Source organism: Mucilaginibacter sp. (genome assembly GCF_028288225.1).
GTDB lineage: Bacteria > Bacteroidota > Bacteroidia > Sphingobacteriales > Sphingobacteriaceae > Mucilaginibacter.
Window position 1 is genome coordinate 1 of record NZ_JAQBOC010000022.1, and the last position, 24572, is coordinate 24572.

General features: G+C 42.3%; 22 protein-coding genes. 18 read left to right on the forward strand and 4 right to left on the reverse strand.

Annotation, left to right across the window (positions count from 1 at the left end):
* The 4 genes from JWQ54_RS06585 to JWQ54_RS06600 form a co-directional block, all read left to right on the forward strand.
* On the forward strand, positions 1-281 hold a 281-nt coding region (locus tag JWQ54_RS06585), incomplete at its 5' end, for a hypothetical protein (RefSeq protein ID WP_299581917.1).
* A gap of 29 nt (positions 282-310) precedes the next feature.
* Positions 311-1402, forward strand: a complete 1092-nt coding sequence (traM, locus tag JWQ54_RS06590) for a conjugative transposon protein TraM (RefSeq protein ID WP_299581920.1) — start codon at positions 311-313, stop codon at positions 1400-1402.
* A 38-nt stretch (positions 1403-1440) separates the two neighbouring features.
* A complete protein-coding gene (locus JWQ54_RS06595; protein WP_299581922.1) occupies positions 1441-2205 on the forward strand; it encodes a hypothetical protein in 765 nt (254 codons plus the stop codon).
* Between the two features lie 382 nt (positions 2206-2587).
* Entirely contained in the window at positions 2588-3340 is a 753-nt protein-coding gene (locus JWQ54_RS06600) for a DNA/RNA non-specific endonuclease (RefSeq protein WP_299581925.1), read from the forward strand.
* A 2-nt stretch (positions 3341-3342) separates the two neighbouring features.
* Here JWQ54_RS06600 and JWQ54_RS06605 read toward each other — a convergent pair whose 3' ends face one another.
* Positions 3343-4230 (reverse strand): VOC family protein, encoded by an 888-nt coding sequence (locus JWQ54_RS06605; protein WP_299581928.1) that lies wholly within the window; start codon positions 4228-4230, stop codon positions 3343-3345.
* 271 nt (positions 4231-4501) lie between these two features.
* Between JWQ54_RS06605 and JWQ54_RS06610 the strand changes: the two genes are divergently transcribed.
* Positions 4502-4945: a hypothetical protein gene (locus JWQ54_RS06610; protein ID WP_299581931.1), complete on the forward strand. Its 444-nt coding sequence runs from the start codon at positions 4502-4504 to the stop codon at positions 4943-4945.
* Between the two features lie 32 nt (positions 4946-4977).
* Complete coding sequence (locus JWQ54_RS06615; protein ID WP_299581934.1) at positions 4978-5409, forward strand: GNAT family N-acetyltransferase; 432 nt, start codon at positions 4978-4980, stop codon at positions 5407-5409.
* Between the two features lie 251 nt (positions 5410-5660).
* Here the strand turns inward: JWQ54_RS06615 and JWQ54_RS06620 are convergent, their stop codons facing one another.
* On the reverse strand, positions 5661-6308 hold the full coding sequence (locus JWQ54_RS06620) for an NAD(P)H-dependent oxidoreductase (RefSeq protein ID WP_299581936.1): 648 nt from the start codon (positions 6306-6308) through the stop codon (positions 5661-5663).
* A 188-nt stretch (positions 6309-6496) separates the two neighbouring features.
* Between JWQ54_RS06620 and JWQ54_RS06625 the strand changes: the two genes are divergently transcribed.
* The 12 genes from JWQ54_RS06625 to JWQ54_RS06680 all read left to right on the forward strand — a co-directional run bounded on the left by JWQ54_RS06625 (position 6497) and on the right by JWQ54_RS06680 (position 21072).
* A complete protein-coding gene (locus tag JWQ54_RS06625; RefSeq protein ID WP_299581938.1) occupies positions 6497-7963 on the forward strand; it encodes a PLP-dependent aminotransferase family protein in 1467 nt (488 codons plus the stop codon).
* Between the two features lie 363 nt (positions 7964-8326).
* Complete coding sequence (locus tag JWQ54_RS06630) at positions 8327-8944, forward strand: nitroreductase family protein (RefSeq protein WP_299581940.1); 618 nt, start codon at positions 8327-8329, stop codon at positions 8942-8944.
* Positions 8945-8977: 33 nt separating this feature from the next.
* On the forward strand, positions 8978-9523 hold the full coding sequence (locus JWQ54_RS06635; RefSeq protein WP_299581943.1) for a carboxymuconolactone decarboxylase family protein: 546 nt from the start codon (positions 8978-8980) through the stop codon (positions 9521-9523).
* 134 nt (positions 9524-9657) lie between these two features.
* The gene (locus JWQ54_RS06640; RefSeq protein WP_299581946.1) at positions 9658-10602 is read left to right on the forward strand and encodes an NADP-dependent oxidoreductase; all 945 of its coding nucleotides are present in this window, start codon (positions 9658-9660) and stop codon (positions 10600-10602) included.
* A 570-nt stretch (positions 10603-11172) separates the two neighbouring features.
* Positions 11173-11778, forward strand: coding sequence for a uracil-DNA glycosylase family protein (locus tag JWQ54_RS06645; RefSeq protein ID WP_299581949.1), 606 nt, complete (start codon positions 11173-11175; stop codon positions 11776-11778).
* A gap of 175 nt (positions 11779-11953) precedes the next feature.
* Complete coding sequence (locus JWQ54_RS06650) at positions 11954-13105, forward strand: abortive infection family protein (RefSeq protein WP_299581952.1); 1152 nt, start codon at positions 11954-11956, stop codon at positions 13103-13105.
* Between the two features lie 80 nt (positions 13106-13185).
* Positions 13186-13839, forward strand: coding sequence for a DUF5677 domain-containing protein (locus JWQ54_RS06655; protein ID WP_299581955.1), 654 nt, complete (start codon positions 13186-13188; stop codon positions 13837-13839).
* Positions 13815-14246, forward strand: a complete 432-nt coding sequence (locus JWQ54_RS06660; protein WP_299582309.1) for a DUF5677 domain-containing protein — start codon at positions 13815-13817, stop codon at positions 14244-14246. Before JWQ54_RS06655 ends, JWQ54_RS06660 begins: the two co-directional genes overlap by 25 nt.
* 74 nt (positions 14247-14320) lie before the next feature.
* Entirely contained in the window at positions 14321-15772 is a 1452-nt protein-coding gene (locus JWQ54_RS06665; RefSeq protein ID WP_299581958.1) for a hypothetical protein, read from the forward strand.
* 183 nt (positions 15773-15955) lie between these two features.
* Complete coding sequence (locus JWQ54_RS06670; RefSeq protein ID WP_299581961.1) at positions 15956-16111, forward strand: hypothetical protein; 156 nt, start codon at positions 15956-15958, stop codon at positions 16109-16111.
* A gap of 306 nt (positions 16112-16417) precedes the next feature.
* Positions 16418-20245 (forward strand): ATP-binding protein, encoded by a 3828-nt coding sequence (locus tag JWQ54_RS06675; RefSeq protein WP_299581964.1) that lies wholly within the window; start codon positions 16418-16420, stop codon positions 20243-20245.
* Entirely contained in the window at positions 20239-21072 is an 834-nt protein-coding gene (locus JWQ54_RS06680) for a hypothetical protein (RefSeq protein ID WP_299581967.1), read from the forward strand. The genes JWQ54_RS06675 and JWQ54_RS06680 overlap by 7 nt, the downstream gene beginning before the upstream one ends.
* Before the next feature lie 6 nt (positions 21073-21078).
* Here JWQ54_RS06680 and JWQ54_RS06685 read toward each other — a convergent pair whose 3' ends face one another.
* Positions 21079-21258 (reverse strand): hypothetical protein, encoded by a 180-nt coding sequence (locus tag JWQ54_RS06685; protein ID WP_299581970.1) that lies wholly within the window; start codon positions 21256-21258, stop codon positions 21079-21081.
* Between the two features lie 131 nt (positions 21259-21389).
* On the reverse strand, positions 21390-24572 hold the full coding sequence (locus JWQ54_RS06690) for an error-prone DNA polymerase (protein WP_299581972.1): 3183 nt from the start codon (positions 24570-24572) through the stop codon (positions 21390-21392).

Genomic DNA, 24572 nt, shown 5'->3' on the forward strand with positions numbered 1-24572 from the left:
TGGCAAAAAGTATTGCCGGCAGCATTATTAAATGGCAGCGCTTACTGGCGGCAGTATTGAACACACGGATCAACCGGTATTCAAAACAACGGCAGAAATGGCTTTTGGCAATCTTCTGCGGCTTATCAGCTTGCGGGCTGAGCATTTGCCTGGTCATTCCATCCGGACAAATAGCGATGCAGCGGCAAAATTTCCAACCTACGCATATCGGCCTGCCATCCGACCTGCCAGCAAAAACAACCCGTTCCAAACTAACAGATTCATTAACCACTAAAGAATAAACATTATGGAAAATCAACAACAAGGCGGCTTGACGCCGATACACACCGAAGCGTTCCTGAAAAAGCGCAAGTTTTACCTGGCCATACCCCTATTGGTCCTGCCGTTTATGACGATGGCGTTCTGGGCATTAGGCGGTGGAAAAGATGCCGGAAAGTCGGCAACCCTGATACCTGACCGCGGCATTGATATGGTGCTCCCTTCCGCGCAGTTTAAGGACACCAAAGCAAAGGACAAGATGGACATCTACCAGTCTGCCGGAAAGGATACGGCGATAACAAAAGACGGGGTTTGTAAAAGCTTTATCCAGGCAATGGGTTTTGACCCTAAAACGGTTGCACATGCCGATTCCGCCAAGGCAACTAAAACGACAATCCCGGTTTATGGCAACAACGCCGACCAGCAATCGGCAAAGATCGAAGCGAAGCTGGCGCAGCTCAACCGGCAGATCAGCCAACCACAACGGTCTTCTTATGCCAGCCCGGCACCCGACCCCGAGATTAAGCGACTAAATAAAATGATGAAAACGATGAAATCATCGGGCGATGAAGATCCCGAAATGAAGCAGCTTAACAATATGCTGACCAAGATCCAGGCCATCCAAAACCCGGAACTAGCGAAAGCGCCAACGCAGAAAAAAAAAGAAAGTGACAGCGCCTTCAGGGCTATCCCAGCTGTCATCGAGGGCAAGCAAAAAGTAATGAACGGCGGTACCGTACGCTTAAAGCTGACGGATTCTATTAAACTGAAAGGGGTTTTGCTGCCAAAGGGACAATTACTGTTTGGTGCCTGCCAGGTCACTAACCAGCGTCTGCTGCTCAACATCCAAAACATCCGGGTTGGTAAAGACATCCTGCCGGCTGATCTTACCGTCTTCAGCCTTGATGGCATGCCCGGTATCCCCGCGCCGGAGGCAGAACTAACCGACGCTGCCGGGAACGGCGCGGACAATGCCCTATCAAACATGCAGTTCCTGAGCATGGACGGGTCGATCGGCGGCCAGGCAGCTGCGGGCGGCATCAATGCCGCTAAAGGCCTTTTTAGCAAAAAAGTAAAAAAGGTCAAAGTGAAATTACAAGACAATTTTGCGGTCCTGCTCCGCGATAACAGCCGCAAAAAGTAACCATCAAATCAATTTTTAAACAAGTAAATTAAAGTACCATGAACACACAGAATTTAGAATTTTTAAAGAAAAACCTTTTGAACCTTGGATTTGGTGAAAAAGTAAATGCAGACCTGGAAAAGCAGATCAGCAAAAAAGTGCCGGAGTTTGCTCTCCCGGCACAGCATGAATTCAACCAGCAAAAAGTAGATTATAACCTGTATTTCAAGGCTGGTGACAACCAGGAAATGTACTTTTTCAATAAGTTCGACGCCACGCTCAATAAGGGCAAAGAAAAAGAAGAAAATCAAACTTTTTATATCAATAAAGGCAATGGCATTACGGCCAAAGAAGCCTTTAACTTAATGGAAGGACGTGCGGTGCATAAGCAGTTATACAATAAAGAAGGGGAAGGCTACCATGCCTGGCTGCAGCTGGACAATGATAACCTGACGCAAAAAGGCAACAAGGAGATCAAACGCTTCAATGAAAATTACGGCTTTGACCTCGAACAAGTCCTTTCCAACAAAGGCATCAAAGAATTGGCAACTGCCGAAGGCCAGGATAACCTATTCCGCTCGTTAAAAAAAGGCAATCCCCAACAAATCACGGTTGAGCGCAACGGCGAAGAAAAGAAATACTTTATAGCTGCCAGCCCGCAATATAAGACAGTAGATCTTTATGATCACCAAATGAAAAAGATCAAACGGGAAGAATTACTACAACCCGAGCAAAAACAAAGCAATTCTCAAAAACAAGGTAAGCAGCAAAAGGAGGAGCTGCCTGCAAAAAAGCAGTCAAGGAAAAACAAGATGGCTATGTAAAATAGTTTGACCGAACCGCAAGGATGGGTACTCGAAATGAATCTAACCGTCAATCTTTTGATCCTTGGTTCGAGCCCAGGTGGGGCGCACAAAACGGCCTTACGATATCGTAAAGGCCGTTTTTATATTTTATCGATTTTACAATCTACGTTGTAAGCACCTGGACGCACTTTTTGGTTCGAGCACAACAGGGTTGCACATCTTAGAAAAGTCTTTTAACAGTAAAGAGATGATATGATGGATATTTTCCATTTCCGTTCATTCTCAAGTTTCGTTTTACACTATCCGGCATAATTTACCCTGCTTTTTTTATCAGTCTCTCCTGGCATCGGAGCTACTAGTTTGGGGACTTTTATTTATCTTAGCTACTTTACCGACGCTCATGAAAAGATATTATCTGTTGCTGTTTTTTGCCCTGACCTGCACCAGTATCAACGCACAAACCATCAACGCAGCCTATGTCAAAGCGCTGTATAAAAAATATCTTACGCGAAAATCCGATCTCTGTCCTTCCTGTAAGCTTTGGGTCAATCCTTATTATAAATCCGTAGCGGATACTGACCGGCACATGCCTTTGGTGACGTATTACATTTATACCAAAGCGCATCGCCTGGAACAAGAAAACGCAAACGTCCCACGCAACGGTGTTTACGCCGCCTGGCATTCCGCCTACGGACAGTCCGACGAAACCAAAGTATATAAGCAAGCCAATGTAGAATCCCCGGATATGATCGCCAAGGGACATTGCCAGGCCTGGATCTTATTAGCTTATGATGCAGACGGCGCGATATTATCCGATACTTATACTTTTAACGCCGGCATGGAATACCGGGGCCAGAATATTGGGACGGAAATCGCTACCGAAGAACTATGCCGTAAACTCACCAACCAAACCGACAGTGTGCGGATCTGGTGCGGTACTTCTGGCAATCAACGGACGTATACTAAAAATACTGTTACCGTTACCATGCCCAGCCATTATTACAAGATCATAAAGTATAATAATAAATTGCTCTGTTACTGGATGCCTAATCTGCCTACGGAGAAACGGGCATTGCTGACGCAAAGGATGGTTAACCACGAACAACTGGTGGCTAACCTGGGGTTTGACCCAATGATGGTTTTTAAAGAATAAGATTACTGACCATTATAAGCCCTTTGCAACACGGCCAGGTCGATCTTTTTCATCGGCATAAAGGCCTGCGTAACCCGGTCGATCTGTTCACGCGTGCCGTTCTGGAATACTTCCTCCATTAAGGTAGACGACACCTGCCAGGATACCCCATATTTATCCTTCAGCCAGCCGCATTGCTCGTCTTTGGGATCAGCGGAAAGCGCCGAGAAATAATAGTTAATTTCTTCCTGGCTTTCGCAGGAGATCAGCAGCGACACCGCTTCGTTAAATACAAAACCATGCGGATGCGCGCTATCCATAGCGGCCAACCAGGTACCATTGATGTAAAAATCAGCGTACATTAACGTACCTGCTTTATCGGGCCCCATATCCTCCGGGCGCGGCGCGGTCGTACCCCGTTTGCTCTCTTTGAATACGGAACAATAAAAGTCGATGGCTTCATTTGCTTTACCCGCCATTGCTTCGGTGAACATTAACGATGGAACGATCACCGGTCTTTTTTCGCCCTCAGGGTTAGCAAGCATCAACTGCCAGGACACCCCGTATTTGTCGGCCAGCCAGCCATAGCGTTCATTGAACGGATAGTTGTCCAGCGCCATCATGACCTTGCCGCCTTCGACCAGTTGATGCCAAACTTGATCAAGTTGTTCGGCGGTATCAAAATGAACCATAAAGGAAATCGACGGATTGAATTGGAACAACGGCCCGGCGCTGATCGCCATGAACGGCTGCCCGGCTAAAGTAAACTCCACGATATCACAATCGCCCGATGGCGTATGATGCAACTGGCTAACGTAAGTGACCGCCGAATCCGGCAGTAAGCCTGTATAAAATTCGGCAGCTTCTTTGGCCTGGCTGTCGAACCATAAGTGTGGTTTGATCGGTAGCATAGGTAATGATTTTAATTTTTAATACGTAAAGTTAATTAGTTTCGGGAAGTTAAGTCAGGGGCATACGGGACATTTTAGGGATGAATAATGACCTATAGACAATTATAATTCATGCCGATTCAATGAAAGGTAGGATCTACATTCCTTAAATATTATCTGCGCGTCAAATCTAAGATGATCACCCCTAGTTGCTTGGCCCCTTTAAAAAGTAATAACTGGTACCTGAGACTTTAAGCAGCCTGTTTTACTTTTGATTTTCAAATCTAAAAAAATGAAAAACATCTCAGGAATCGCTCAGCTTATTTTACGTCTTGCGCTTGGAATCGGGTTTTTAATGCCCGTAATGGACAGGATAGGTTTAATAGGCCCTTATGGGTCTCATGGAGTTTCCTGGGGTGATTGGAAACACTTCGTTAGCTATACCCATACTCTTGTGCCATTTGCCAGTGGGTCGATTACCAATATTATGGCTTTACTTGCCACAATAGGTGAAGGTGTATTCGCAGTTTGCCTTATCGTAGGTTTCAAAATTAAAGAAGCTGCTTTCGGTGCAGGTATCCTGACAATGGTATTTGGCTTATTTATGGCAATCTTTTTAAATATAAGAGCTCCCTTTGATTACCCGGTTTTTGTTTTTACTGGCGGTGCATTACTGCTTTCAGGCATTGATAATTACAAATGGAGTGTTGATAATTATATCCAGAACAGGAGTTGAATGAAATTTTGTTTTAAATTATAAGAATAATTATGGAATGCAAAAAAGCCATCACCAAATCTGATATCGAATTTTGTAAAGAAGCGATCCTCGAATTTCGACCAAATCTGGATCCCGAAACGGTAGTTGACCAAGTTTTTAATATGATTAGCCAGGAAGAATTTGAACTGGTTTTCCTGCCGAACGCGGACAATACCAAAGCAGGTGCATTTATAAGTTACCGAAAGTTGAACATGCTTCGTACGGGACGTATAATCTATGTTGATGACCTGTTTACGTTTGCGGAATGCAGAAATCAGGGGTATGCCGGCGCTTTGTTAGATTATGTCACTCGCCATGCTACCGATGAAGGAATGAAAAGCATTCATCTCGATAGCGGTTACACGCTGCACCCCGCCCACAGATTATATCTCAATAAGGGTTACTATCTTGCTTGTAACCATTTTGCTAAAGCGATCAATTAATTGAAGTCGACTCAGCGTTTAGAACTTGCAATTATACACTAAGCTTTATTATTGTATTAACCGCAGCAAAAGCTGCGACATGTTTTTGGCCTGTCCGATTTGCATTAAATTCCAAAAATGGTTCATGGCAAGTGCTTTGACCTTTCTTTCGGTCAAAATAGGAATTTCAGAAGGACATAAAACAGGTGGGTTAGCCACTTATTAACGGTACAGGTTTAAAGCCTGTACCGTTTTCTTTTTATTGGTACTTACTAAGCTGTGATCTCACCATTCGAGGCCATTTCGGCTATTTTAGAATAGACATATTTTTTGTTTTGCTCATATACCTGCTGGTCAAAGGCACTTCCATTTAGCGCTATCTGCTGAATGTCACTCAGTCCCATTACGTTAAAAACTGTTTTTAGGTAATCAGTTTGAAAATTCATATGCTCATAGTACTCGCCTTTTTCATAACCCGCGTTTCCTCTGCTTATTAGCAAATAAACTTTTTTATCCTTCAATAATCCTCTATACGGATTTGTCGGGTCGTCCGGACGCATTTTAACGGTTTCATTAGCCCTTATTACCTGGTCTAAATAAGCTTTTAATGCACTGGGAATTGACCAATTATACATTGGGGTTCCTAAAACGATTACGTCGGCGGCTTTAAGTTCAGCAATGTACTTATCGCTAGTTTTTAGTACATTGATCTCATCCTCCGTTCTTAGCTCTGCCGGTTTAAACGCCGCTGAAATCCACAGCTCAGTTACATGTGGTATAACTTCCTGGCCGACTTCTCGATGGTGAATAGTGGAATCAGGATTGGATTCCATCCACTTAGTACCAAACAATTTGGTAAAAGTTCTGGTAATTGAACGCTCGCCTCTTGGACTTGCATCGATGATCAATAAGTTTTTCATTTTTTATATTTATTATTCAAACAAAGGCTCGCCTTTGCAGTATCGCATAATTGGTTCATATGCTGATTGTAATATATTTGTGCACCACAAACTTAAATACGCATCTTCATAGCTTAGGGTACCAGCTTTTCCTAATCAGAGTGACCAGCGCAATTTGATGTTCGGTAATAAAACTTACTTTGATATTTATGCTTCCCTTTAAAACTTTATTAAAGATCGACAAGAGTAACCCCGAAGCCGTGTTCAAGCAACTTGCCTCACAGCTTGTGCTGTTAATTCAAAAAGGAACACTGATGCCTGATATGCAATTACCCAGTACGCGCTTGCTGGCAGCGGACCTAGGTTTGCACCGGAAAACCATAATGGCTGCCTACAATGATCTTATTACAGAAGATTGGATTATCAGTAAAGAAAGAAAAGAGTATAGAGTTTCAACCCTTTTGCCTATTATAAAGCCCCGAAGTTACGCGGACAAAGCTAAATCAAGTTATAAGGCCAAATCGGCAGTTTCGTTTGACAAGCTGGAGTACGTGCCATCATTGACCAAAATAAGCGCGAACTATAAAGTTATTGTAAATGACGGTTTCCCTGATGTTAGTATATTTCCCATCGAACGTGTCTCGGCCGAATACAGGAGACTGCTTACGCTTCAGCATTTAAAAACAGCTTCTGCAAGTTTGAATATTGACGGTTGCCCGGTTTTTAAAGATGCCCTCTCCATATTTTTAAATGATACCCGGGGGCTTAATATTGAGCCCGACAACCTAATGGTTACCAGGGGCGCTCAAATGGCTATATATATTGCCGCGTCAATGATAATAAAACCGGGCGATAAAGTATTGGTTACTACACCCAGCTACTTTTTAGCAGATGCTGTTTTCAGGCAATTGGGTGCTGAGCTGATAACTATCCCGATGGATGATGATGGGGCCGATGTCGATGCCATAGCTGAGGCATTGCAATACAATAAAGTTAAACTACTTTACATTATACCGCACCACCATCATCCGACAACAGTTACACTTAGCTCACCGCGCCGCACAAGGTTGTTAGAGATCATAAACGCTCATCAGCTAACAGTTATTGAGGATGATTACGATTACGATTTTCAATACCAATACAGTCCGTATTTACCCCTTGCCAGTGGCGCACATGGCGGCAATGTGATATATATAGGTTCGTTGACTAAAGTATTGGGCCCTAATTTCAGGATTGGATACATGATTTCAACTCCTGACTTTTTGAGGAGTGCCATTAAATTGAAAACATTAATTGATATGAGGGGTGATGTTTTAATGGAGGAGATAATAGCATCGCTTATGCAAAGTGGTGAGTTTTCAAGGTTTATTATGAAAGCGAACAAACTCTATCGGCATAGGTGTAACTATGCTGCAAACCTCCTAACCAATGAACTAGCCCACCTTGTAGAGTTTAAGAAGCCACAAGGAGGCATGGCGCTTTGGCTGAAGTTTAATGAAAAATATCAGCTTGCCCATATAATTAAGAAATCCGCCGGTCTGGGATTGCAATTTACCGGACGAGGCTATTTTAAAGGCAAAGATTTAACTTATGATGCTATTCGCTTTGGATTTGCCGCGATGAATGAACAGGAAATAGAATTTGCTGTTGATATACTAAAAAAAATCACACGCTGAACACTGAGGTTGTGGCCGGAAACATAAACGCCGGTTCTGTCCTTTGTTTCCCCCAACACTGCGCATTCAATTAATCGTAGGTCGCCACAATCTTTTACAACTGAATTTCAGGCTTTGTGTCCGCTCCCGAAGACGGAAGTGGCTGGCGTCATTTCCAAGGTTCAACAACAGATCAACTGAATAATTTCCGATGCTAACTGCTGGTACAAAGGGCGATACTTTCTGCTCTTTGTAAATGAAATGTCAATAAAGTTCTCAATCCTAACTGGTCCCCGTTACATTTTAAATCTGGTCCGCCAAGCTATTCAACCGGCGGCATAATTTTACCCAACATAAATTATTATCCACTTTACTATTAAAATTATGACCAACGCTGTTATTGACACGATCCTGAGCCGTAGCTCCGCCAAGTACTACGACACTACAGCTACGCTTACCGACGACCAAATCCGCGAGCTGGTGCAAATTGGCACAAGCGCACCAACGTCTTTTCACTTACAAAACTGGCGTTTTATCGCAGTTCGAACGGCTGAAGCTAAAGCGAGATTACGACCGATCGCCTGGAATCAGCCTGCGATCACTGATGCGGCAGTTACTTTCATCGTTATCGGCCAATTGGTTGATACCAGCGTGATACCAAGCCGCCTTGCACCACTGGTGGAATCGGGCGTTATGCCGGAAAGCATGGTACCGGAATGGGAAATTCCTGCACGCGATCTTTACATGCCCTACCCGCAACGCCGGCGGGACGAAGCTATACGCACCGCTACGTTCGGTGCGGCGGCTATCATCTATGCAGCTCGCTCTCTTGGCCTGGGTTCTACACCCATGATCGGGTTTGATTTCGAAGCTGTAGCCAACGAGTTTGGACTTGGCGAGGACGAAGTACCGGTCATGCTATTATCCGTTGGCCCGGAACGCACCGGCAACTGGAAGCAAAAGCCCCGCCGTCCCCTTGAGGAAGTTCTTGATTTAGTATAACTTATATAACAAATAAACTTAAATACGATTACAATGCCTAGAATTGAAGCGCTTAAGCCGGATAATGTGCCGGCTGATTCAAAACCCACTCTTGATGCGTTCACCAAGAATATTGGGTTCACTCCAAATATGATGGCGACCTTTGCGACAAGCCCAATCGCGTTCAACGCATGGGCCGCCCTGTTTAGCCTTATGAATAAGGCGCTCGATGTGAAGACTCGCGATAGCATCGGCCTTGCCGTCTCCGAAGTTAATGGCTGCAACTACTGCCTGACTGTTCATAGTTATACCGCCAAGCATATGGCAAAGCTGGAGGCCAATGAAATCATTCTCGCTCGTAAGGGCCATGCAACCGACCCGAAGCGTGATGCAGCCGTTCAGTTTGCGCAAAAAGTGATCGAGACCCGTGGCAAAGTCAGTGATGCCGATTTTGCGGCAGTACGGGATGCCGGCTACACCGATGCCAACATAATAGAGATTGTTGGCCTTGTGGCGATGTACTCGCTGACGAATTTTATCAATAACGTGTCCGATCCTGAAAGGGACTTTCCGCCGGTAACGCCAGCTGGCTTGATCTGACCGTCAGACTGGAAATCTTATTTCGGACGTTTTATGATAACCGTGAATTCTTAATCTTAAAAAATAAAAACAGTAACTTACAGTAACATCACATCATTAAGCTGGTGTTTGCTGATTAACAAAAAAGGAGGTGTATGATGAAAGCAATTGTTGTAAAAGACCAAAATGCGGGATTAGCAGGAATGAAACTCGTGGAGTTTCCTGAACCGTCGGCAGCAATAAACGATGTAGTTGTTCAGGTTTATGCGGCCAGTATTACCGGGGACGAGCTTTCCTGGCCGTCGACGTGGATCGATCGTGCCGGCGCGGAAAGGACGCCGTCAATTCCCGGCCATGAGTTGGCCGGAGTGGTAACAGCCCTGGGCTATGGCACGACAGGGTTGTCGGTAGGACAACGGGTATTCGGCCTTCAGGATTGGTATCGAAATGGTTCGTTGGCAGAATATGTTGCTATTGAGGCGCGCAATCTTGCGCTATTACCGGACGATATTGACTTCAATGATGGTAATGCGCTCGTGATGCCAGGCTTAACAGCATGGCAGGGGCTGTTCCAGCACGGCCAACTTAAGTCGGGTCAAAGAGTCTTGGTACATGGCGCTGCAGGTATCGTTGGTTCGATGGCTGTTCAACTCGCACGCGAGGCTGGTGCATATGTAATTGGTACCGGACGCGCCGCTCACCGTGAGACCGCACTCGACTTTGGTGTAAATGAGTTTGTCGATTTGGATGGCAAGGCATTAGAAGATATCGACAAGGTCGATGTGGTTTTTGATGTCCTTGGTGGTGATATCGCAAAACGATCTTTGGCTGTAATTCGCGCAGGAGGAAAATTTGTTTCCATTACCGGCTGGAATGAGGAACAAGTTGACGGAGTTCAGAATATTGATTTTGTTGTCGAAGCAGACCGGTCTCAATTGCTTGAGATCGCAAAGACATTCCGTGAGGGCCGTTTGAAAACGAATGCTGGCAGCGTCGTTACGCTTGACGATGCCGTCGCAACATATAACTCGACGGATCGGGTTAAAGGTAAGACGATTGTCCGCGTTCGCCCGTATGCTCGATCTCAATTTATTTCATGACAGAAAAAGACGGTTCTATCTTTACGCGTTTCGTATCAGCGCTGATAAAAATCAAAAATCAGGATTGTCCCTTGATGTAAAACCTAACATCCTCTATACTTAAACTAACAAGACATGAGATTTATAACCAAAAAAATACACGCCTATTTGGATTATCAGGTAGCTGTGGCACTAATAGTATTACCGTTTGTGTTAGGATTGGGAAATGCTAACCCGCTTGCCTTATAACTATCGGCCGGAACAGGCATTGGGGCTTTTATGCTCACATTACTGACTGAACATCAATTGGGAATTTACCGAATTATTCCTTACCAAGGACATTTAGCGGTAGATGCGCTGGCAGGAATTGTTGTTTGTGATTGCACCGTTCCTATTTTCGTTTCAAGGAGTGGATGCCTACTACTATTGGATAATCGGCGGATCGGTTTTAACGGTAGTAAGTTTACCTAAGGCGGAGACAGCAGTAAGTTTGCAAACGCCGGCGTAGGCTGCTTCTAATTATTCGGGTAAATTTCAAACGAAAAGAAAACACTTGAAGCATCAACTTCAAGTGTTTTACGCTTATATAAGATGGACAAAATACTTTCAGAAATTAGAAATTGTACGGTTTGCAAAGAATTTTTGCCTAATGTTCCAAGACCGATTATTCAAGCGAGCAGTATTTCAAAAATTATAATAATAGGTCAAGCTCCAGGGCAAAAAGTTCAAGCTAGTGGTATTCCGTGGGATGACGCCAGCGGTAACAATTTAAGGGAATGGTTGGGGGTCGATAAACAAACATTTTATAATGAAAAGATCTTTGCACTCATCCCAATAGGCTTTTGTTTTCCGGGTAGTGGAAAATCGGGCGACTTGCCCCCGAGACCTGAGTGTGCTCCCTTGTGGCATCAACAAGTTCTAAAATCAATGACCGAAATAAAATTGACCTTATTGATCGGACGATATGCCCAGAACTACTATTTGAAAAACACTGCTAAAATTGCTTTAACAGAAACAGTAAAAAACTACAAAGAATACCTGCCAAATTATATTCCATTGCCTCACCCGTCACCTCGGAACAACATTTGGCAAAAGAAAAATAATTGGTTTAAGGAAAGTTTAATACAAGTGTTACAAGAAAAAGTAATATCAATTCTGGACGACAACGAATTAAGCAAGATGGGTAACATTATATAAACGTAACGTGGATTGAGTTAAAGCAACCTTTTTTTGTATCAGCCTTATGTTCGTCAATGTATAACGATCCCCAGCTGATAATAAACAATTCTTCCATTCAGGAGAATTATATTTGCAATTCAAATTACTGAATACCAAGTGTATATTTACATATTATCTAAGCCTCTCTTTTTTAATGGATATAATTGCCCGAATAAAACCACTTTATGATGACCTTATCGCCATTGGGTTTCCAACCTTGATGGAGGATAATGAATTTATTCGGATCGCCAATGATACCGGCTTCACCAATGAATATGCAGAAGCAATAAATGAAGCCACGTCCAAACAACAAACAAACTGGCTCGGATTAATAGATGGCATTTCATATCAGGATGTTTTAGCTATTTTTTTAAACCGGCTCTATAATGCAGATGCCACCAAATTAACCGAATTGTTGACCCCGGCAATTTGTAAATGCATTGACTTTAGTTATTTTATTACCTCGATTAATAATCTGAAACGAGATCTCCAGCTTTTGGGTGCGACCAAAGAACAATTAGATAAGATAATGGCCGCGTGGGACGAGGTATCCAAAAACTATTATAAAAAGGTTATGGTCTTAAAAAGCCTGCTCACATCGCGGGCAACCGGTGGTGATGGAAACGAGGAATATTTCCAGGTTATTCGCAAAGATTTGCTAGCACACCCGAAGCTAAAAGTTCATGTTCCTGGATATGTTCAAAAAAGCAATAATTTATATGAATACTGGCAATTTATTAAACACCACCTACCATCTTATGCAGAGCGCCGGTTTTTTATTAAAGACACTTTTGAGGGATTGGTCGATGCTTCATTGGAATTAAACGGCCACGCGCCACACGAAACCCATGTCAATGAGGTTGTCCAAACCGTTAACGAGCAATACATTTCAGAAACATGGAATAAGGCTTTGCAGCGAATGCAAGATGATCCTGAAGCCGCTATTACATCCGCAAGGGCCTTAGTTGAAGTGGTTTGCAAACATATTCTTGATTCACAAAATCAGGTTTACGATGATGGTTTGGAACTACCCAAACTGTACAAACAAGTCGCAAGTATATTAAATTTGGCACCAGATCAACACTCTGAATCCATCTTTAAACAAATACTTGGTGGTTGCCAAACTGTGGTTGAAGGATTGGGAGCACTTAGAAACAAATTAGGAGATGCTCATGGAAAAAGTAAAAATAAAGTAAAACCTTCAGCGCGGCATGCGGCATTGGCCGTCAATCTTGCCGGCTCTATGTGCAGTTTTCTTTTACAAACCTACGATCACATACAAGAAACTAGCCCTGAAACAAATTGATATACCGAAATTTTTTGCCATCTATGAAGAATTACGATGACGCGGATGTCGTTATAAAGCCTTTTGCGTAATGTTAACTTATGGGTGATTTAAAATATACAAACCTCGTCATTCCTAATCTTGATACCTTGATCGATGAATTGCTGGAAACGGCCCGTGTAGCCCAGGGGTTGACTTTCGAGCAAATGGAAAAGGCGTTGGCAGATGGTAAAATATTCGAAATGATCGAAGATACCTTGCCAGATTTCATTATCAATCAACATAATCATAAGTATCTTGACAATTGGCTGGGTATTTTCGGGCGCAACCAAAAAAAAATTATTGAAGAACATTCGGCCATGTTCCTGAATTACAATTTATTCGTTCATTCGGCACATAATCTGTTTGACCGTCTGAAGGAATTAATGAATAAAAAAACCGTAGGAATAGCTGATTTGGTGCGGATGACTATGCTCGGAACGCTTTGCCGAATGGCGGATGAAGTGGGTGTTTTACTCTCACATGGCTCGACACGCACAGCTTTGGCTGTTTATCGTTCCGTGTATGAACATGCGGTGGTTGGCGTTTTTCTTATGAAACAAAGCAATGCGGTGTTGTATAAGAAATTTGCTGATTATGGCCATAAAGATACGAGAAAAAAAGCGGACTCGTTAGATAACCTTTCGAAGTACTTAAATTCCCGCCTCTTGAAGCTGAACGCCGACGTGACATTGATAACCGCACAGCTGAGTTAAAACAATTATACGGTAAAGGCTTTTTTGATGACTATGGCTGGGCGAAAGACCATTTGTCTGAACGTCCTAGCTTTTGGGCTATTGAAAAAGCGGCTGGCTTGGAAAAATACCGCCCATTTTATATTTGGGCCAGTCAATTTACGCACCCCAGCTTTCAAACATTAGCTAATATTAAGAACGAAAAAGGGCAAATGATATTGGATAAACTCACGCAACAGACAACGGAGCGAAGTAGCTTTATCGACCCTATGCAGTTAACGACGACAGCCCTATATATTTTCATTGATTTTTTATTATACGAGTATTCAGTTGAACAACAGTATCCCGCTAATATTCTAATGTTTCGAAAAATGCTTGAGCGGCTGATGAAGAGCTTTAATGATGCGAATAATGAAAAAGGAAAATAGTTGCGTGTTATTAACCTCAACCCGTAGATGCTAAAAAGCCTATAACATTATTTAAAACCTAAACTTATAAACTAATGGAACACCACGATTTATCAAGACCCGAATTTTATGCCAGTTCCGCTTGGGGCACCTATTATCCAAATAGATATTATTTTACCATTGCCGTAGATAAGACGCGCGAAGCTGCAGGTTTGTCGGATACAAAACACGACCTGACTATTGCTGAACAGCGTCAACTGCAATGGGAGAATTATCCGGCAATCCTTCATGAGTTTTTACACTACATGCAAGATTTGAGTACAATGGTTGGACAGGCCTGTTTATTTAACCAGGTGTTAATGAAATCGATATTCACCAAATACACTACACCTGGGATGTCTTCTGCCGCTTCCTTGGGAAATCAAAAGAATACTTCTTTTGATAATGATTTCTACAATGCATTTATGTTTAACAGAACACTCGAAGGTGGAGGCGTCTTGATCACCAAAATGCACCAGATATCCAAAATTGAAAATAGTGATGAAGCGATTACCGCCAGGAATGGTAGTCAATTAGTGACAAGAATGTTCTCCATTCCGGAAATCCACTATGTAGAAAAGACAGGTAGCGGTGATATTTCCGCATCTGTAAAATTGGGAAGTTTTTATCTTTTTGAATGTATTGCCCATGAAATCGATCAGTTGGTTAGTAAACGGCAGAATCATATCATGGCGGCCAGCAATTCCCGTAAGGCAACAGAGTATACCGTAGGTCGTATGGTGGCGCAATTTCTTTATCCACATATCGAAATCAAAAACATTATTCGTTTGGCCGTCATGGCCCTGCAATCCATGAATTGCGGCGATGCTTTTATACAAATGGTCAATGAGTTAAAAAAAAATGAATCGAACGGCATCAGCCAAGAACAATCTGTATTATTAATCAAGCAAAAAATACAACAACAAATGAGGCAAAATGAAGCCAATTTTGTTGCCCTGTTGAATGAATATGTACGGATATTTCAAGGCCGTACACAACTTGAAAAAGCTTTTACGTATTTGACCAAAGTAAGTATCGAACTGTATAGGGAACGAATCAAAGACCCTTGCTTTGATATTGAATGGATCTACGATGACAAGATCGATGAATTACTGGATAAAGTTCAGTTGTGTGATTTTCTATATATATTCGATCACACCCTGCCACTCTCTTTAGACCCGGGTTTCAACCGAGACTATATTGGTACTGCATTGCAAGATATGGATACTAGCGTTGCACTAAAGGCTATGGTTGCTTTTGATCATTATTTTTCCATGCACTATGCCCAGACAACCGTATTGGTAGAGCAGAAGATAAAAGACAATTATTGTTGCCCATTTTATAACTGTTGCTCATTACATTACAGGAAAGATCATGCCAATACTTGCCAGACTAAACCGTGGCGTATTTATGAATTGCAATACGCCACTGATCAGGAATATTGTTGGTATGGTAGTGGTGTTTTGGAAACAAAGGGGCTGAGCATACCAAAAAAAATGAGGCCTTAATTGCCTTTTAATATTTATAGTTTCACCTGATAATAGCCCCACCCTCATGAAAGTTTTTAATACCGGATTAAACACATTTTACCGGAAATGCCTAATCAAAAATCCCAACGAAAATGGTTGCAAAATATCGTACAGCAGGGTTTTTTAAAAAAAGGAATTAATCACTTTTAAATTATAACTACCATGAACATCTTATTTTCTCAAAACAGTCATTTGCCAGTACTGGACATCTTACTATTACTTTTCGGCTTATACGTCCGTTATATTATTGGACGGCGCAGGTTTAACCGCAGGGGTATTGCAGGAATACAAGGCTTTAAATCTTACGGTTATGCGTAGTTACCATAACCATTGAAAAACTAGCTAATGTTTTAGCAAAGCTTTGTATCCTATTGGCAATTATTTTATTAATGATAAAATAAGACCGCCCGCCGGGGGCTTAAGTCGCCCGGCGGTTTAATATTGCCTAAACTATGCAAAAAGACCGCCCGGACTACTTTTCTTTGTTCAGGCGCCACAAAGAAAAGTAGCAAAAGAAACCGGCTTAAATGTCAATCACCTAAATGAATTAAATTCCTGAACATATAAGTAAAAAGTAATCATACATTTACTTTGAGCATTTAATTGCAGGAACTCAATACAAGCATGGACAGGATCAATTGGCTGAATTATACTTCTACGGATTTTCAATACTTTTGCAACGCCTTATTGAGCTTTGAAATTTCTAAACAATTTGAACCCTTTGCGGCCCCAGGAAGGGATGGCGGAATAGACGGAAGCTATGAGGGACAATATTCACAATTTATAGGTAAATGGCGGTTTCAATATAAGTTCCATGTTACTGCCAGAAAGCAAGCTTTTTCAAGTATCAAAGCTGAATTAAGACAGGAGTTATTTAAGGTCGTGAACGAAGATATATTCGTTTTACTAACCAATATCGAACTTCTGCCGCAAGAGCATAACGAACTTAAACAAATTGCCCAAGAGGCCATTCTCGATAAACAACAATTGAGAGAGGTTCTGATTTGGGACGGTGCTAAAATATTTACCATTTATCTCAAATATCCTCTTTTAAAAATATGGCTAGAGTCCGGTTTTAATACTGCGCAACTACAGCCATATGCTCTGTTTTACAAATCATTAATTGAAGCGTCAACCAAAGACCCATTTACCCTTAGTAATCATTTCGTAGCAAGGGAAGAACAACTTCAACAATTAGGCGACTTTCTGAAAAATCCTGCTTTAAACGCAGTAATGATAACAGGGGAAGCCGGCATGGGCAAAACCAGGCTCGTTATAGAGTTTTTCAAAAAAAAAATTGACCATAATGAAGATTGGCTGGCGCTGGTCTTGGCAAACTACAGCATAGACTTCGATAAATTAGTCAAGTCTACCAGTGGCGATAAAAATTATATCATTCTTGTTGATGATGCGCATCAATATAGACCTGAACAGATTGCTGATCTTAAACGGTTTGCAGCCTTAAAAAGAGCCAACCAAGTCAAAGTAATTTTTACGTTTAGAAATATCGAATTTAATCAGGCCACCCAACTTGTTAAAGAATATGAAGAAGTGGATACCTTGTCGATGCCGTTAGGACAACTTAATGAAACAGATACGCGGCTTTTATTTGAAGAAGAAGTTAAAAACACATATCTAGAATACTACACCGCTCAATTGGCGCAAATCTCAAGGGGACGGCCGATTTTAATTGTGGCTATTTTGAAAGCTGCGGAACTACAAATACCGGTACCTCAAATTAAGTCTGCCAAATTCCTTTATGACTATGTAAATAATTACTTCAGATCATTTATTTTAAGGATAAAGGAAAAAACGAATTTGAGTGAAGTTAGAGCAACTAATTTTCTCAGGTTAATTTGCTTATTGGAACCAATTAATATATTAGATAATGAGTGGATAGATCAATTGTCGCAAAGTGAGAACATAGAGACGGAGACTATCCGATATATATTTGAACAGTTGAGTGAGCAGCATTTCTTAAGTGCAAAATTTCAAAGCGAAATAAAACCAGATTATTACAGCGATATATTGCTTATGGGGGCCGAGCCGTCCTGGCTGGCACAGAAAATTGATCTGTATTATAATTCAATCGACAACATCATAAAAAATCTGGCTACAGTTGATGAAGTCAACTCCAATAAAGACAGATCTCAGACCTTACTCGATCAATTGCTGGAAAAGTACATCAAGAATTTATCATCTACTGACAGTTATGAGGAATTCACCCGAATTTTAAAAACGATATATTCCTTAAATGGTTACAAGTCGGCTAAAGCAATTGAAGCTGTTAATTGTTATTATCACATACTTACCAACCCAAGCCATCATTTCCATGAACGCCTTATCGGCATCACCGGGGCGAAGCATTTTGGCATATTTCAGGAATACGTATCTGTTAAAAACATTTTGCAAGATTTACTCCATAGAACGGAGCATTTGGACTATGTATTTGAGATGGTATTTAAGTTTTTTGCAATAATACCGGACAAGGACATTTTTAAAGCCACGTTCGATTTTACCTACGTGGAAGCAGTTTATCGTTTTGCATTAGTAAAACAGCTTTTCTATGTGCAAAAATCAAGTCTGCTACTGCATGGCGGAAATAATGCGGTTACCAGGCTCATTTTGGATAGTTATAAAGAACTACTAAAATTGAATTTTACAAGCCATTCGATGGATGCCTACGGCAAAGCCATAACGATCAGAAGATATTATCTGCCGGATCAGCCGAGTGTGCATGAATTAAGGGCATCAATTATCAAGCAACTTGATGAGCTATATTTTAAAACGGACGATATAGAAATCAAAGAAATAGCTATTAAACAGTTATTGGATATTCCCCGCGAGATCGCATCGTCAAAAAGAGAAAAATTCGCCTACAATCATCCGGGCGACACCATTGCTGTGCTAAACTTTTTAGAAAGGGCTATAACTGATCTACCAATTAATTTTCAAGGAGATGTTTTGGACAAATTGTACTGGTTTAAAAAGTGGAATATAGGTGATGAGTACCTGGAGCCAATCCGGGCAATTGAAAGTAAGCTTGTCCCGACTACGGTAGTTGAGGAGCTGATTTTTTTATTTAGCAAAGCCGAAAACGATATCGATAGTGACGCTAATCTGGTAAGAGAAAATCTAAGGGAAAAAAGCAGGGAGCTTATTTCAGGATATTTGGCATTGGAAGTCGCCGAAGGCATAGCCGCTCTTTTTAAGACATCAAAAGAAATTCCGTTTAATTTTTGGGATTTTACCAATGTGCTGTATCTTGAATTTCCTGCGCAGCTTAGGACGATATACGACTACCTATGGGATAACGAACGGAATATACTATTTCAATTGGGATCAGGTATGCTACAGGCCCTCTATTTTGTTCATAAAGACGAAGACTTTTACTGGAAGAAGATAAAGCAATTGCTGGAGGAAGGAAGCTTTCAGGCGTTTAATATTATTCTCCATATTTACGCTTTCAGAAAAGAAAGATCTCCCATAAATTATAAAGACGCCGACCTAATCCTACAGGTTTATAATAACCGTTTTCCTGAAAACAGCACTTGGCTTTCACTTTCGCTGTTGAATATTTTTTATGTAGATCGTGAAAAGGCCCTAACCGTGATCGGTGATTTTTTGGAGGAGTGTTCTCAAAAAGATGGAAGTCAATTGTTTATGTATTTGTTTGATGGCTTCGAAGATTATTATACCGAAGCGCGGGCGTTATTACTGGAGCATAGCTTGAGATTTTCCCTTGAATATGAAATAGAAAATGCATTAAAGGCGGTGATAAGAAAAGAAGGATTTACTCCCGTCTTTAATTATTTAAAGAACCGAATAGCCCTAAAAGCGCAAAATATCAGCGAAAATAATATCAATTCAGGTTATGAAGCCATCCCTTTTGGTGAAGGGCGATTATTAACATCTTTTGACTCGGAAGCCAAGGCAAATATTTTGATGGATGCCTTCGACTGGTATATCCATTTGGATTTTAAAGAGGGAATGGAATATTATGCTTCTGTTTTGCTGGATTACCTCAATTCAAGTAAATTGTTAATAGAACCGGTTTATTCGGCGATAATTGATAAGATAGAACAAAATAAATCCGATAAAATTCGCCTAAACCGGCTGGTGCAATGTTTAAGCATATTTGAACAAAAAAATGAGTATTTGATTGAATCAGTTGAAATAATATATGACTACGTAAGCAAAACCTATGAAAATGATTATGATTATTTTCAAAACTTCAAATGGAATTGTAGCCAAGCAATAACCTCAATGGGGGTAAAAAGTGGCACCTCCGGCGAGCCTTTTCCTGCCGATTTAGCGTTAAAGAAGCTTCTCGAAAATTCGATAGAAAAATATAGTTATAAAACCCCTTTTGCAGATTTTTTAACCCGTCTTTTAACAGGCGTAAATGACGAGATTAACCGAACCATCGATAGATATAAAAATGAATGGTAACAACAATTAAAAAGGAATTAACGGATTTACAGGTGTTGAAAGGCAAATTGCTTGTCGCTATCGAAAAGAAAATTATCGGTAATCAGGTAGCTCAAACCAATTGGATGATCGATAATTGGCTAAAGATTGAGTATGGCAGTTTGAAAGACCTTTTAAATTCTATTGAAAATAGACTGCGTAAATGCGAAGTTATCTATTTCACTTACTTTGAAAATATAAACCACTCTGTACTTGACGGTTCCTCCGCCGATCTTCCTGTCGGCACGAATGCTTTATTTTATTTTGGAACTAACCAATTAAAGTCGGTGTTTGAAGTAAATGACGCGGCATTTTACAAGGAGCTAATTGACATAAATTTTCAGACCTATATTTTATCACTGGCCACGCTTTTTGAAAATATTGTCCGCCTTGTTGAAATACTTATAAAAAAAATCATACTGCATATTAAAGGGAAACGGCCTACAAGCTCTCCTTTGACGAGTTTTCTTGACCACTACGACTCATTAATAAGCCTGGAATATAAAAAGGAAGATGATTTATATAAGTGCTTTATCCTCTACGAGCCCTTTTTTAAAAAATATTTGATCACCATTAATGAGTTAAGAAATAGATATATACATGGTTATCAAACATACTTAGGTTCAAGCGATGAGGAATATAAGATCATCGAAAAATTTGATGATAAACAATTTAGTAAAAACTCGCCTGAGCTTAATGTTGACGAGTTTATTAAAGCTACGTTGAATATGACCAAGAATTTAGTTGCTGATTTACTGAATTGCCTAACGATTATTGTTGAAGATCCCGTCGCGACAATTCCTGCATAATATCGATCATCTTTTATCCTTACTGCTTTTATCAAACGCCACCAGGTTGAACATTTCCCGTAACCTTGACCGCACCCGGTTGCCATAACATTGCTCCAGTTCAGAACTGGTTAAGTTGGTAATTAAATAAGTTTGTGCTATCCGGCTGACAAACAGATCATATCGGCTCAATGGAATTTCGCCCATCACATTACATTCATTGCCGTAATATTTCAGGTTGTTTTCAGAGATGCAAGTTGATTATCATTAACTCTGAATATAACCGGCCTGATAGTGATCGGCTACTTTGGTTTAATCGAAGTGTTTTGGATTTAGTATCATCTAAAATTCCTTCCCTTATGAAAAACTTCCCTGCTGTCCGGCGCAGGAGCTGTTGTCTCATCTGCGCGTGCCAATGTTAGAAGCGGCAGATCATTTTCATTTGCTACGGTCAAACCGCGCAGCAGGCTATTCAAATTAAAACAGCGCCTGGCGACTACATGGATCACTTCGCCCTCGATCTGCAATTTTCCTTCTACCATGAATAAACGGGATTGGATGATTTCCTTACGGTACTGATCAAACAGCTTTTCCCAGACGACGATATTAGCTGCGCCTGATTCATCCTCCAGCGTCATAAATAGTATGCCTTTAGCCGTGCCGGGCCTTTGACGAACAGTGATCAGCCCGGCGACCTTAACCGCATTGCCATCTTTCATGGTTTTTAAATCACCGATTTTGGTATTGCGCAATAGATCCAGTTTTTCACGCACTAATGCAACCGGGTGATTTTTTAGGGACAACCCTGTCGATGAATAATCCTGCACCACATGCTCACCCTCGGTCATTAGTGGTAATTGTATTTGCACTTCTTTGACACTTTCTGATTGTTGCCCCTCAAACAGCGCCATTGGGCGGTCACCTAAAGCTGCTACTTCCCATAAAGCCTGGCGGCGGTCTGAGCCCAATGAACGGAAAGCATCTGCATCACTTAATTTTTCTAAAGCCGCTTCGGGAACACCTGCGCTCCGGAGCTGATCAACATGAGTGTAAAACTGATTGCGGGCCGCTATTAACAATTGCATATCTTCTTCACCTAAGCCCTTGACCTGCCGGAAACCCAAACGTACTGCATGATACTCACCATCTTTTTCTTCTAACGTATTATCCCAAAAAGAATAATTGACATCCACCGGCAGTACTGTAACCTGGTGATCCCTTGCATCCCGGACAAGCTGAGCGGGCTGGTAAAAACCCATCGGCTGGCTGTTCAATAATGCGGCGCAGAACACATCGGGGTAGTAATATTTCAACCAGGAGGAGATATAGACCAGTAAAGCAAAGGAGGCTGCATGGCTTTCCGGGAAACCATAACCTTCAAATCCTTGTAGTTGCTTAAAGACCCGCCGTGAAAAGTCTTCTTCGTAACCACGAGCCACCATGCCGTCCACCAGCTTCTTTTCATACAGGTGCAATTTACCATTGGCCTTAAAGGTGGCCATACTGCGCCGTAATTCATCCGCTTCGGCTGGCGTAAACCCAGCCGCCACAATAGCAATCTCCATTGCTTGTTCTTGAAAAAGCGGCACACCCAATGTTCTGCCCAATATTTCCTCTAATTCTTTGGACGGGTATTCCACGACTTCCTCGCCGTTACGGCGGCGCAGGTATGGATGCACCATATCGCCTTGTATCGGCCCCGGCCGCACAATAGCCACCTCGATCACCAGGTCATAAAAGCAGGTGGGTTTGAGCCGCGGCAGCATGGACATTTGTGCCCGGCTTTCGATCTGGAACACGCCAATGGTATCCGCATGGCAGATCATTTCGTAAACCTTCGGGTCATCCTGTGGAACATTGGCCAGCGTTAATTTTTTACCATAATGCTGTAACACCATATCAAATGCCTTATGGATCATGGTCAGCATACCCAAACCTAATACATCCACTTTCAGGATACCCAAAGCTTCCAGGTCATCCTTGTTCCATTCCAGTTGGGTGCGATTTTCCATCCTTGCATTAAGTACAGGGCAGAGGTCAGACAGCTTGCCATCGGTAATGACGAACCCGCCGGTATGCTGTCCCAGCTGCCGCGGAAAACCCATCAGCAGCGTGGTCAGTTCCAGTACCTTGTAGATCAGCGGGTCGCGTGGGTTCAAACCCTGTTCGCATAACCGTTTCCCATCAAAACCTTCATCACTGAAATCCCAGATGGTGGCGCCGATCCGTTTAATGGTATCTTCTGATAGTCCCATCGCCTTGCCCACATCCCGGATAGCACCCCGGTGACGTTCCTGCGTAACCGTAGCTACGATGGCCGCACGGTCACGGCCATAATCCTCGTAAATATATTGGATGATCTCCTCGCGCCGTTCGTGCTCGAAGTCCACGTCAATGTCGGGCCATTCTTCCCGCGCATCGGACATGAAACGGGAAAAAAGCAGCCGCGACTTCATGGGGTTGACTGCAGTAATAGCCAAACAATAACAGACCGTCGAATTCGCTGCGGAGCCGCGCCCCTGGTGCAGGATACCTAGTTCTTCAGCTTTTTGGGTGTATTTATATACCCGCAGAAAATACGGGGCAAGCTTGCGGCGCTCGATAAAGGCCAGCTCAATTTCGAGCTGCTTTTTGATTTTGTTTGGAATGATCTCTCCAAAACGTTCGTGTGCCCCCGCCCAGGTATGTTTGATCAATCGTTCCTGTGGTGTCAGGCCATCAATCATTTTTTCTTCCGGCTCGATGTATTTAAGGGTATCCAGTGAAAAGGTACAGGCTTCCGCAATTTCCAGCGCGTTGCCGATAGCCTCCGGATACCCCCTAAACAGGCGCTGCAGTTCGTCTATGGGCTTGATAAACCGTTCCGCATTCGCATGCAGCCGGAAGCCCGCCGTATGGATCGTGCATTTCTCCCGGATACAGGTTAAGATATCCTGTAATTCGCGGCGGTTAGCTTCATGGTAATGCACATCGCCAACGGCCGCCATCGGCACACCCAGCTGCGAAAGGCGATACAATCTTTTGGCATCATCACCGCTGTAGGAACGGGTAGCTGCCACATACAAGGAATGGCCCAATGCTGCACGGTATTCCGCCACCTGTTGTTTGAATTCATCGTCATAGTCAAACCGTGCGTTCAGCGTATCAGGCGGAACAACAATGAATTTGATACCTTCTTTGTGTGTATAAACATCCGCCCGATACAAATGGCATTCTCCTTTTTTCGCCCGCAGGTTCCCCACGGTTAGCAGCGCCGATAGCCTGCCATAAGCATCCCTATCTGTTGGGTAAGCCAGCAAGCTTGGCCCATCTAATAAATCCAGCCTGCAGGCCGGAATAAATTTAACAGGCAACTTTTTAGCCGCAATATGCGCACGCACGATACCTGCCAGGCTGTTGCGGTCAGTTATGGCGATAGCCGCATAGTCATAGCCTGCAGCCTGTTCCACCAGCTCTTCCGGGTGCGACCCACCCCGCAGGAAGCTGAAATTGCTGGTCGCCTGTAATTCTGCGTATCTCAT

Excerpts from the sequence above, each read along its gene's own strand:
- JWQ54_RS06690 (WP_299581972.1), bottom strand. The coding sequence starts at position 24,572 with ATGAGATACGCAGAATTACAGGCGACCAGCAATTTCAGCTTCCTGCGG.
- JWQ54_RS06620 (WP_299581936.1), bottom strand. The coding sequence starts at position 6,308 with ATGAAAAACTTATTGATCATCGATGCAAGTCCAAGAGGCGAGCGTTCA.
- JWQ54_RS06605 (WP_299581928.1), bottom strand. The coding sequence starts at position 4,230 with ATGCTACCGATCAAACCACACTTATGGTTCGACAGCCAGGCCAAAGAA.
- JWQ54_RS06640 (WP_299581946.1), top strand. The coding sequence starts at position 9,658 with ATGATGAAAGCAATTGTTGTAAAAGACCAAAATGCGGGATTAGCAGGA.
- JWQ54_RS06600 (WP_299581925.1), top strand. The coding sequence starts at position 2,588 with ATGAAAAGATATTATCTGTTGCTGTTTTTTGCCCTGACCTGCACCAGT.
- JWQ54_RS06685 (WP_299581970.1), bottom strand. The coding sequence starts at position 21,258 with ATGGGCGAAATTCCATTGAGCCGATATGATCTGTTTGTCAGCCGGATA.
- JWQ54_RS06595 (WP_299581922.1), top strand. The coding sequence starts at position 1,441 with ATGAACACACAGAATTTAGAATTTTTAAAGAAAAACCTTTTGAACCTT.
- JWQ54_RS06625 (WP_299581938.1), top strand. The coding sequence starts at position 6,497 with ATGCTTCCCTTTAAAACTTTATTAAAGATCGACAAGAGTAACCCCGAA.
- JWQ54_RS06630 (WP_299581940.1), top strand. The coding sequence starts at position 8,327 with ATGACCAACGCTGTTATTGACACGATCCTGAGCCGTAGCTCCGCCAAG.
- JWQ54_RS06655 (WP_299581955.1), top strand. The coding sequence starts at position 13,186 with ATGGGTGATTTAAAATATACAAACCTCGTCATTCCTAATCTTGATACC.
- JWQ54_RS06680 (WP_299581967.1), top strand. The coding sequence starts at position 20,239 with ATGGTAACAACAATTAAAAAGGAATTAACGGATTTACAGGTGTTGAAA.
- JWQ54_RS06645 (WP_299581949.1), top strand. The coding sequence starts at position 11,173 with ATGGACAAAATACTTTCAGAAATTAGAAATTGTACGGTTTGCAAAGAA.
- JWQ54_RS06615 (WP_299581934.1), top strand. The coding sequence starts at position 4,978 with ATGGAATGCAAAAAAGCCATCACCAAATCTGATATCGAATTTTGTAAA.
- JWQ54_RS06610 (WP_299581931.1), top strand. The coding sequence starts at position 4,502 with ATGAAAAACATCTCAGGAATCGCTCAGCTTATTTTACGTCTTGCGCTT.
- JWQ54_RS06675 (WP_299581964.1), top strand. The coding sequence starts at position 16,418 with ATGGACAGGATCAATTGGCTGAATTATACTTCTACGGATTTTCAATAC.
- JWQ54_RS06670 (WP_299581961.1), top strand. The coding sequence starts at position 15,956 with ATGAACATCTTATTTTCTCAAAACAGTCATTTGCCAGTACTGGACATC.
- JWQ54_RS06650 (WP_299581952.1), top strand. The coding sequence starts at position 11,954 with ATGGATATAATTGCCCGAATAAAACCACTTTATGATGACCTTATCGCC.
- JWQ54_RS06665 (WP_299581958.1), top strand. The coding sequence starts at position 14,321 with ATGGAACACCACGATTTATCAAGACCCGAATTTTATGCCAGTTCCGCT.
- JWQ54_RS06635 (WP_299581943.1), top strand. The coding sequence starts at position 8,978 with ATGCCTAGAATTGAAGCGCTTAAGCCGGATAATGTGCCGGCTGATTCA.